10 protein-coding genes and 2 pseudogenes are annotated in these 9,742 nt (G+C 26.1%); 2 read left to right on the top strand and 10 right to left on the bottom strand.

Annotation, left to right across the window (positions count from 1 at the left end; translation table 11 throughout):
• The 3 genes and pseudogenes from Q5F54_RS06900 to Q5F54_RS06890 form a co-directional block, all read right to left on the bottom strand.
• Positions 1 to 1,137, bottom strand: a pseudogene (locus tag Q5F54_RS06900) (thiamine pyrophosphate-binding protein); the annotation flags it as partial.
• A gap of 31 nt (positions 1,138 to 1,168) precedes the next feature.
• Positions 1,169 to 2,422 carry a pyridoxal phosphate-dependent aminotransferase gene (locus Q5F54_RS06895; RefSeq protein ID WP_288526580.1) on the bottom strand — a complete coding sequence of 418 codons (1,254 nt, stop codon included), beginning with the start codon at positions 2,420 to 2,422 and terminating at the stop codon, positions 1,169 to 1,171.
• 244 nt (positions 2,423 to 2,666) lie between these two features.
• Positions 2,667 to 2,819 (bottom strand): annotated as a pseudogene (locus Q5F54_RS06890) (IS1595 family transposase); the annotation flags it as partial.
• 84 nt (positions 2,820 to 2,903) lie between these two features.
• Here Q5F54_RS06890 and Q5F54_RS06885 point away from each other — a divergent pair.
• Positions 2,904 to 3,557, top strand: a complete 654-nt coding sequence (locus Q5F54_RS06885) for an SIMPL domain-containing protein (RefSeq protein ID WP_281538463.1) — start codon at positions 2,904 to 2,906, stop codon at positions 3,555 to 3,557.
• A gap of 90 nt (positions 3,558 to 3,647) precedes the next feature.
• On the opposite strand, the gene rpsD is transcribed toward Q5F54_RS06885, so the two are convergent.
• From rpsD to Q5F54_RS06870, 3 genes are all read right to left on the bottom strand, one after another.
• Positions 3,648 to 4,241: a 30S ribosomal protein S4 gene (gene rpsD, locus Q5F54_RS06880; RefSeq protein ID WP_281538462.1), complete on the bottom strand. Its 594-nt coding sequence runs from the start codon at positions 4,239 to 4,241 to the stop codon at positions 3,648 to 3,650.
• A 542-nt stretch (positions 4,242 to 4,783) separates the two neighbouring features.
• Complete coding sequence (locus tag Q5F54_RS06875; protein WP_302334141.1) at positions 4,784 to 5,203, bottom strand: DUF3785 family protein; 420 nt, start codon at positions 5,201 to 5,203, stop codon at positions 4,784 to 4,786.
• 17 nt (positions 5,204 to 5,220) lie between these two features.
• Positions 5,221 to 6,153 (bottom strand): transglycosylase domain-containing protein, encoded by a 933-nt coding sequence (locus tag Q5F54_RS06870; RefSeq protein WP_302169386.1) that lies wholly within the window; start codon positions 6,151 to 6,153, stop codon positions 5,221 to 5,223.
• A gap of 152 nt (positions 6,154 to 6,305) precedes the next feature.
• Between Q5F54_RS06870 and Q5F54_RS06865 the strand changes: the two genes are divergently transcribed.
• Positions 6,306 to 6,476, top strand: coding sequence for a 4Fe-4S binding protein (locus Q5F54_RS06865; protein ID WP_071121158.1), 171 nt, complete (start codon positions 6,306 to 6,308; stop codon positions 6,474 to 6,476).
• A 30-nt stretch (positions 6,477 to 6,506) separates the two neighbouring features.
• Here the strand turns inward: Q5F54_RS06865 and Q5F54_RS06860 are convergent, their stop codons facing one another.
• The 4 genes from Q5F54_RS06860 to Q5F54_RS06845 all read right to left on the bottom strand — a co-directional run.
• The gene (locus tag Q5F54_RS06860; RefSeq protein ID WP_302334140.1) at positions 6,507 to 6,989 is read right to left on the bottom strand and encodes a hypothetical protein; all 483 of its coding nucleotides are present in this window, start codon (positions 6,987 to 6,989) and stop codon (positions 6,507 to 6,509) included.
• A gap of 285 nt (positions 6,990 to 7,274) precedes the next feature.
• Positions 7,275 to 8,300 carry a serine/threonine-protein kinase gene (locus Q5F54_RS06855; RefSeq protein ID WP_281538459.1) on the bottom strand — a complete coding sequence of 342 codons (1,026 nt, stop codon included), beginning with the start codon at positions 8,298 to 8,300 and terminating at the stop codon, positions 7,275 to 7,277.
• Positions 8,291 to 8,581, bottom strand: a complete 291-nt coding sequence (locus tag Q5F54_RS06850; protein WP_277232275.1) for a hypothetical protein — start codon at positions 8,579 to 8,581, stop codon at positions 8,291 to 8,293. The genes Q5F54_RS06855 and Q5F54_RS06850 overlap by 10 nt, the downstream gene beginning before the upstream one ends.
• Positions 8,582 to 9,041: 460 nt before the next feature.
• Positions 9,042 to 9,742 (bottom strand): hypothetical protein (locus Q5F54_RS06845; RefSeq protein WP_331562486.1); only part of this gene is annotated, 701 nt, incomplete at its 5' end.

Here is a 9,742-nt window from a genome sequence, read left to right as displayed (position 1 = left end):
CATAGCATTATATGGAGGCGCAAATCCTAAAGTATAGCATCCTATATCACCTGTAATCATAACATTTTTTCTTTTTCCTAATTCATAGAAAAAACCTCTATGAGGACATCCTGCACATAATCCTGGAGGTCTATTAACTACTAAATCTTTGTTATAATCTATAGTATCATTTGTTTTACCAAATACTGATTTTCTTATAACATCTGGTGTAAGTTCTCCATATGAAGGGAATATATCTTTACCATGACATTTTATATTATTAGCTTTTAATTGTTCTTCTATAAATGGGTCATTTTCTTCTATTACATAAACGTTATCTACTTTAGAAGCAAATTTTTTTATTTTTTCCATTGGTAGAGGATTTGTAAATCCCAGCTTCATATATGATGCATCATCTTTAAATACTTCTTTTGCATAGGTATAACACATTCCTGATGCAACTATACCTATTTTAGTATCATTTATTTCATAATTATTTAAATGTGTATTATTAGAGTACTCTAGTAATTTACTCATTCTATCATCTATTTCTACTCTTCTTACTCTAGCATGAGCTGGTACTGTTAAATTCTTTTTAGGATTTTTAATATACTCCTTTATAGGAACTTCTACCCTATCACTACACTCAACTATTCCTTTAGAATGGCAAAGCCTTGTTGTTACTCTAAATAAAACAGGCGTATCGTACTTTTCACTTATTTCAAATGCCTCTTTAAGCATATCCTTAGCTTCTTGACTAGTTGATGGTTCAAACATAGCTATTTTTGCAAACTTAGCATAGTTTCTATTGTCTTGTTCATTTTGTGAAGAATGCATTCCAGGTTCATCTGCAGTTATTAAAACCATTCCTCCATTTACTCCAGTATATGAAAATGTAAATAATGGATCAGCCGCAACATTAACTCCAACATGCTTCATAGATGCCATAGTTCTAGCTCCTGCAATTGACCCTCCTATAGCTGCTTCTAATGCTACTTTTTCATTAGTTGCCCACTCTGCTACTATATCTTCTTTATATGTAGCTACATTTTCTAATATCTCAGTACTTGGCGTTCCAGGATATGCAGATGCAAATCTTACACCTGCTTCATATGCTCCACGTGCAATAGCTTCATTGCCAGTCATTAATAATTTCATAGCTTAGTTTCCCCCACAAATATTTATATTTTTAACCCTTAGCTAAAACATGATTTAATGCATTTTTTATAATACTTGGTGCAATAGCACATTTTTCTTCTGATACTGCACATACTGCAAATCTAAGTCCTTTTTTAAGCGGTACTACAAATACATTATCTTTTGTTAATTCTTCACTAACAGCTTTAGGGTCTTCACAAGGTATACTTATAAAGAATCCATCTATATATGGAAGAATATCAAGTTCACACTTTTTAGCACTTTCTACAAATGCTTTTGCTCTTTTACTTAACATATCTTTGTATATTTTCTTTTCATCCATATATTCTTTATATTTTTTAGGATCATTAATTATATTAGTAAGAACTTTCATAGGAGCTCTATTACAATTTGACCAGTTTGCTCTACAGGAATGGACACAAGAATAGTAGAATTGTTCTGCTACATCTTCACTAGATGATATACAAATAGCTGCTCCCATTCTCATTCCATAAGCAGTAAATCCTTTTGACATACTAAATCCAACTATAACTAGTATATTTTCTGGAAGGTTTGTGAATTTTTCAAAGAATTTTCTGCATCCATCATCATCTTTTACAAAGTCGATGTATGCAACGTCTACAAATAATATTATTTTTTTCTCTGGATTTTTGGCTACTTCTTTTGATAAGTCTAATATTTTATCCCAATCATCATCTGGAACGCTATATCCTGTTGGGTTATGAGCTGGTGTGTTTAATATAATGAATATTCTTTCTTGTTTAGATGCTATATCTAAAAATTTTTCTTTAAAAGAGTTGAAATTGAAATTGTTATTTTCATCTAATAGTTGATATGTAGTTACTTTTCTTCCTACTTCTTCGCTTATGTTTACATATGGACTCCAGAACCAATCTGATGTTAATATTTCATCACCTTCATTAGTATAATTCCATACTGCAAGTTTTATAGCTCCACTTCCACCAGGAGTTGCAACTGCTCTTATATGTGCCTCTGGCATAGAATCTTTAAAACAAGCTTTTTTTACTGCTTCTAAGTAATCCTTTTGACCTGCTATTGATGCATATGCTGCTATTTCTGAATTTGGTAATGATTTATATTCATCAAATACAGTATTTAAAGTTATAAGATTTCCATCATCATCTGTTAATGCTCCTATAGTAGCATTTATTACATTTTCTTTACCAAAATCATTTATAGCCTTTTGAGCCCTTTCTGATATATTAAAAATTGGGTCTGAAACTCTTGGCCAATTGGCATGTTTTGCAACCATTGTTTCTTTCATAAAAAGTCCCCCTTTTAAAATTAATAAAAGTAAATATCATACTATTATATATTTTATTCTATACTTTTTATTTTTAAAACTATTTTGTATAATGAATAAGCTCTGTTAGAGTATTATATTATAGTGATTTTTCAAATAAATTAGTATCTTTATTAACTTAGCTAACTTTGTTATGTTATTATTATAAAAATAACCATATCTTAGTATTTTCAATAATTTGAATTATAAGATATGATTACTTATTTTAACTTAGCTCAACAAATCTATTTCTAATAGTAATTCTAATTATATCTTTATATTTAGTCGACACATTTATGAACATATCTTTAACTAGTCCACTTTTCTTATTATTTTTACTTAGTTGTATAAACTTAAACCAACCTAGATAATTAAATATACCATTTTTAAATTTAGTATATATATGTATACCATTCATATATTTATTAATAGATATATTTTATGGTATGGAGGTTCTATTTTTATGCAGTTTAGAAATGGTAAAATGTATATTCCAACAGATAAAGGTTCTTTATCCGTCAACGGAGTTGGATATTTAGAGATTGAGTCCGATTTAATTAGATTAAACCTTGGAATTACAAGTGATAGTAAAAGCGCTGAGGAGGCTAAAGATAAAAATTTACAAACACTTGAAAGCTTAATTACTAGCTTAACTGACTATGGTATACCTAAAGAAGACATAAACACTAAAGATATATCAGTTACTAGAAATTATATTGGATGTGATAATCAACAATTATCATTTATTGTAACTAATTTAATTACAGTTATGATACATGATGTATCAAAATTAAAAGATATTTATTCTTTAGCTATAGAAAATGGTGCTAACGATAATATAAATGTAGACTTCTTACTATCTAATTCTACTTATTATTACAGTAAAGCACTAAAAAAAGCTAGTAAGGATGCACTTAATAAGGCTGCTTTGCTAGCTAGTAGTTTTAATATTAAATTCAATCCAGCTCCATTTAAAATAATTGAAAAAAGTTCTTCTTTATACTCTATTGCTTACTCTTCTTCTAAATCATTTGTAGCTTCTACTCAAGATTTATCATCTGGATTAGTTAAAATTACTGCAGAAATTGAAGCTATCTTTACTACTGTCTCTTGTTAAATAAAAGTTACTTTAAATTTTTAATACTTAATTAATAATAGTAAAAAATACCTTAGATATATTTTTTATATCTAAGGTATTTTTTATTTATTATCTAGAATAATATTCAACAACTAAAATATCATCTATCTCTATTGGAACTTCATTTCTTTCAGGTTTTCTAGTAAGTACACCTGAAAAGTTCTCTAAATCCTTTTCTAAATAAGGATATTGGCTAGTAACATTTTGTTGAAAACTTTCTTTAAACATTGTATTATTTCTAGACTTTTCTCTTAAAGATATAACTTCTCCTATAGATACTCCATAAGAAGGTATATTAACTTTCTTTCCATCAACTAGTATATGTCCATGAACAACCATTTGACGAGCTTGTCTTATAGAACTTGCTAATCCTAATCTATATACTAAATTATCTAATCTACATTCTAATGCTTGTATTAAAGCTGTACCTGTAGATTCCTTAGATTTCTCAGCTTTCTTTACATAATTAGCAAATTGCTTTTCTAACACACCATAGTATGCTCTTAATCTTTGCTTCTCCAGTAACTGTACTCCATAAGGTGAAAGTTTCTTATCTTCTCTAGACGTTCCTTTTACTGCTCTATCCATTGCTTTTGGATGTCCACATACATTTAAGCCTAGTCTTCTACATTGTTTAAATCTAGGTCCCATCATTTTTGCCATAATTATCATCTCCTATTAATATTAGAAATTTGCCGCGATAACTTTAAGCCTAAATTTAATATACCACATTTTTTTATAATTGTAAATGAATTTCATTATCGTTAAAATAAAAAACTACGATACAGATCGTAGTTTTTTTAGACGTATGTGTAATTATTTTAAGTAAATTAAAAGTTATGGCAAGTATAAGCGATACATCAATATGTAAAACATAGAAAAATATTATAGCGTGCTGAAGGTTATAATATTTTAAAGTTTACACAATAAATCACTTATAAGTACATAATTAAGTATATATGTACTTTATAACTTTTACTTATTTAAAGTATAACATACATAATCATCGTTGTAAATAATAATAATTATCATTTTCAGCATTTCGTATAAATTTATTAAATATCAAAATAAAAGTTTTAAAAATTATGTCCCTAAAATTATTATTGATAGTAATATCAATCTAATAAATAATAAATGCTTTACTTCCTCTTTTTTATCTTTAGTTTTTAATTATATTAAAAAAAGTCTACATTACAGTAGACTTTTTATATCACACAATTTTCTATTTGAATTATATAATCTTGGCATTTTTCACAAATTATTATACTTACTATGTAGCTATCATCAACTTTACCTTGTCTAGATAATTTGTTAAATGATAACCCTTTATACTCTTTGCTTATATCACTTATTACATACTCACCTTTTTTAGTAAGTATATAAAAGTGATACTCTAAAAATCCAAAAAACTTTTGCTTTTCTTTTACACCTGCTAAACACTCAGGACATGCTTCTTGATAATATTCTATATCAAAGTCAACATCATATGCTTCATTTAACATATTTAATATACTATCAACTGTTATACCTGTAACCGGCTTTTCTTCATCATTAATTAATTCACTACAATTATTTGCATTTAATATATACTCTGTATCTTCGTAAGTAAATTTATATTCACTCATATTAGCACCTCTTTAATTTATTCTATTTCTGATTTAAACGGAACCTTTTCACTTATTGCTTGTGAGTATTCCTCTTCATCTATATAACCAAGTTCTTTCATCTTGTATAATATAACTTCTTGTCTTTTCTTAGCTTCTCTATGCTCTTTATATTTAGCTGGATTATTAGTTATTCCCACTAACATAGCACTTTGAGCTAAAGTTAAATCTTGTACATTTTTTCCAAAATATACTTTTGAAGCTTTTCCTACTCCATAAGCTGACTTACCAAAATAAACATTATTTAAATAAGTACATAGTATTTCATCCTTAGTCATAAATTTGTCCATTTGAGTAGCATAATATATATCTTTTATCTTTCTTTTCATATTTCTATCATCACTAGTTAAAAGATTTTTAGATATTTGCATTTCTATAGTACTTCCACCTTGAGTAGTATCTGATAATATATTATGCAATAATGATCTTGTTAAAGATATAATATCTACACCTTTGTGTTCATAAAATCTTTCATCTTCTATAGAAACTAATGCCTCTTTTAAGTATTTTGGTATTTCATTATCAGGTACTACCTCACTACTTATATAATTCTCTCTCAATATTTCTTTATTTATAACTTTTGTATCTCTTAAAGAAGATACTACAAATACTGATCCCACTGCTGATAATCCAACAAATAAAGCCAATGTAACTATTAAAAATGCCTTTGCTAGTTTAAAACCTCTTTGTTTATTATTCTTCTTTCTTCTACTACTTCTTGTACTTTTATTAACATTATTTGTATTATCTCTTTTTATTTTATTATTTTCTATTTTTCTTTCATAACTTGTATTGTCTATTCTTACTTTTTCTTTATAATATCTTTGATGTTGTTTATATTTATAATTATAATCATTTGAGCTTACTTTTTTTCTTCTTATTCTATTATCATCATTATTATTATAATTCATATGATCCTCCTAAATATTATAAATTTAATTATACCTTGTTATATAAAATAAATCAAAGTACAAATTTGTAAGATATTTATAAAATTGGTGATTAAAATTGTAAATTTGGGGAATTATATATTTTGTACTATTTTTTAAGGAGGTAGTTATAGATGGCTTACTTTATAACAGATGCTTGCATAAGCTGTGGAGCTTGCGAGCCAGAATGTCCAGTTAACTGCATATCTGCAGGAGATGACAAATACATAATAGATGAAAATATATGTATAGAATGTGGTACATGCAATAGTGTATGTCCAGTTGATGCTCCTCAACCGGAGTAATAAAAAAAGAAAAGCATTTGCTTTTCTTTTTTATTTTATATCTATGGTTTTTACTATTGTATTATTTTTAATATCTTCTATATCAGAAAATTCCAATCTTATAGGTTCTTTTGTGTTATGTAGTGTTACTCCCATTTTTAGTGTTTTGCTTTCTCCACTTTTTAGGTTTCCTATAAATCCACTTATCTCATCTTTATATGTACTTACAAAATATTTAGTAGCTAAGCTACCTTGATATGGATATACATCTAAATTAGCTAATTCTATATCGTTTAAACCATTGTTTTTTACATCCACAGTTATTATAGCTGATGCATTATAAACTTCATCCAATTCTATAGATGTATTGTTTATATCTATATCTGTTACCTTTATATTTATAGCTTTATCATTTATATTGCTTGTCCATATATCTTCCTCAGTTATATATTCTTTTCCTAAACAAATAGAAGCTGTAGATGAGCATAACAAAAAAAATATAGTAACTATACTTGTAAAAAATTTAGTATTCATATTTTCCTCCTAACAATTTATTCTTATTTTATGCATAGGAAAAAATTTCATTCATCATTAGTTAAATTAAAGTAATTTTTAAATATAAATTTGTACTATTATTTTTTTATATTTTTTATTATTTTTTTCGACATTTCTATTGATTTTTTTGTCGAACTTTGATATTATTAATTCAAGGTTATTCCCCTAATAACCGATTATTTTACTCCCCAAATAAAATATATTCCCTAATAAACCCCTTTTTATAATATATTTTACCCCTTTTTATAGCCTTACTTGATCGGATTAAAGTAAGGCTATTTTTTCATATTTTTTTATTATATCTCTTATAGCTCTATAGCCTTTTGCCTTTGTTTCAACATATAAGCTTTCTCTATAGTCATCTATAATTTCCCACATAGTTCCTACTTTAAGCAACATTATATTTATATAATTATCGTTAGTATTTAAAGTCCATGTAAATTTTTCTTCATTTTCTTTATTATAATACCAGTCTAAATGTGTATTTATAGATGATATATCATTCATAATTTGTAAAACATTATCATACCTATCATAAGTATTAACATTAATACATTTTTCAATTATATTTATCATCTCTTTTGGTATATGTGGTAAATATTTTTTTCTAATCGGAAATTTTCCTTTTGCACAAGCAATCTTTAGACTATTTAAATCTTTATATCGTCTTGCTTGCTTATTATACTCTTCATTGCCATTGCACAACCTGTATAGTGTAGTTCCTATTTGATATATGTCTATCTTTTTATTTATTGTTGAATTTGTACATTGTTCTGGAGCTATGTGCTTATAGTATACATTTTTTAATCTTGCATTACCTAGATTATTTAAATATAAAGCAGAACCAAAATCCGTAAGTATTGCACTTCCTTCATTACTTATCAATATATTATTAGGCTTTATATCACAGTGTACAATATTATTTTCATGAACATAATATATCGCTGAAAGAAAATCTAATGAATATTTTATTATTTGTCTTAGTGTAAGGTTTTGATTTTCTATTAGATGCTGAAGTGATCCATTTTTTAAGTAAGGCATCGTTATATATATATATTCATTATCATAAGATGCTGAATGTATTTCCATTATATTAGGATGCTTTAGTTTATATATTTTTTTGGATTCTTCAAAATATCTTTCAGGTTCTTTTAGACCTTTCTTATCTATTTGTTTTAGTATAAATTTAGATCCAACCTGTAAGTCTTTTACCATGTATAAAGATGAGTTAACACCTTCTGACTTTATATTATTTATTACTTCAAAGTCAAACTGAGTACTTAATTGCATATCTCCACCCCATAACTTGATAGTACTTCTTCTAAAGTTCCCTCTATTTTTATAGTATACACTTCTAATTTATCTTTTATATTTAAATACGCCTTTTTTACTTTATTTTGATTTATTATCATACTCATAAATTTTCTTATATATTCTAACTTATCTCCCATACTAAATGATACTGGTATTATTATTTCATTTTGGATGATAATATCTCTCTTATCATTATATATAGAGAATACTTCAAATTGAATTCTATCTCTATATATATTTATAGATATTAAATTCATGATATTAACCCCCTGTAAAGTAAATTCATCTTTATATACTATGAATTTAATTCAAGATTAAACACTATTTATAAAAAATTATCAAATTTTAATTCTAAAACTATGAATATTTTCTAATAATAAATTATAAATAAAATCATAACAAGAGAATACAATATTTTACTTATTATAAATTCATTTCACTTGAATAACATATCGTCAAATAGTTTCATTCATCCAACGGATATATACTTTAAACAAGGTATTAAAGAATTATTTTACTACCGCTATATACATCATTGATCGGCTAATTAGATTTTTAGATTATAACTTATCCACAAACCATATAATTTGTAATACATTAATATTATAAAAAAGCTAGATGAATTATTTTTTCATCTAGCTTCTAATATATTTTTTGCTTATCTATAGCTATAACTTTATTTAATTTTTGTTTACTAATTTAACCCTTTTGAGTTTACTATAATAAATCTCCTACAGAGTTTAATATCTTTAATTCAGCTTTTTTAAGAATATCTAAATATTCTTGAGTAACTATTTTCTTCGCTGTATATGTTAATCCTTCGTAAGCCCCTCTTATATCATATACTTCCTTAGCTATAGCTCTTTTTTCATCTAATTGAGTATATTTTTCATAGCTTTTTAATTTACTTATTCTTTCTACTAACTTTTCAGCTATTGCCTTATCTCTAGCCTCTGTATTTAATTGTTCTACTGTAACTAAAGCACCATTTAAAAATTCACGGTCTAATGGTGATATTGTATTTTTCTCTTCTTCTGATAATGTATCGTAAGCTTCTTTTGCTTTTTTAACATCTTCTATATACTTATTTACTCTATTTTCAACAGTATCGTTTTTATTATCATCTCTACCTATTTTATCTATTAGATTTATAACTTTGCTTTTTCTTTCCGCTCTTTCTAATATATCTAAGTTTTTAACTAATGACTTAGCTTCATCATTTAAACTGTTGTATGCATTTCTTGATTCTAATATTTCATTTTCATCATTTTTAGTTATATTTCTATTTAATTTTTCTATTTTTTGGGTAACCTTATTAGCTTCTGCTTTATTCGCTTCAGCTTTTTGAGTTGGATCTAATAAGTCTCCTACAGAGTTTAATATCTTTAATTCAGCTTTTTTAAGAATATCTAAATATT

The organism is uncultured Romboutsia sp., from assembly GCF_958366745.1.
GTDB lineage: Bacteria > Bacillota > Clostridia > Peptostreptococcales > Peptostreptococcaceae > Romboutsia > Romboutsia timonensis.
The sequence above is the reverse complement of the archived record's forward strand: the minus strand, read 5'-3'. Positions and strand labels throughout refer to the sequence as shown.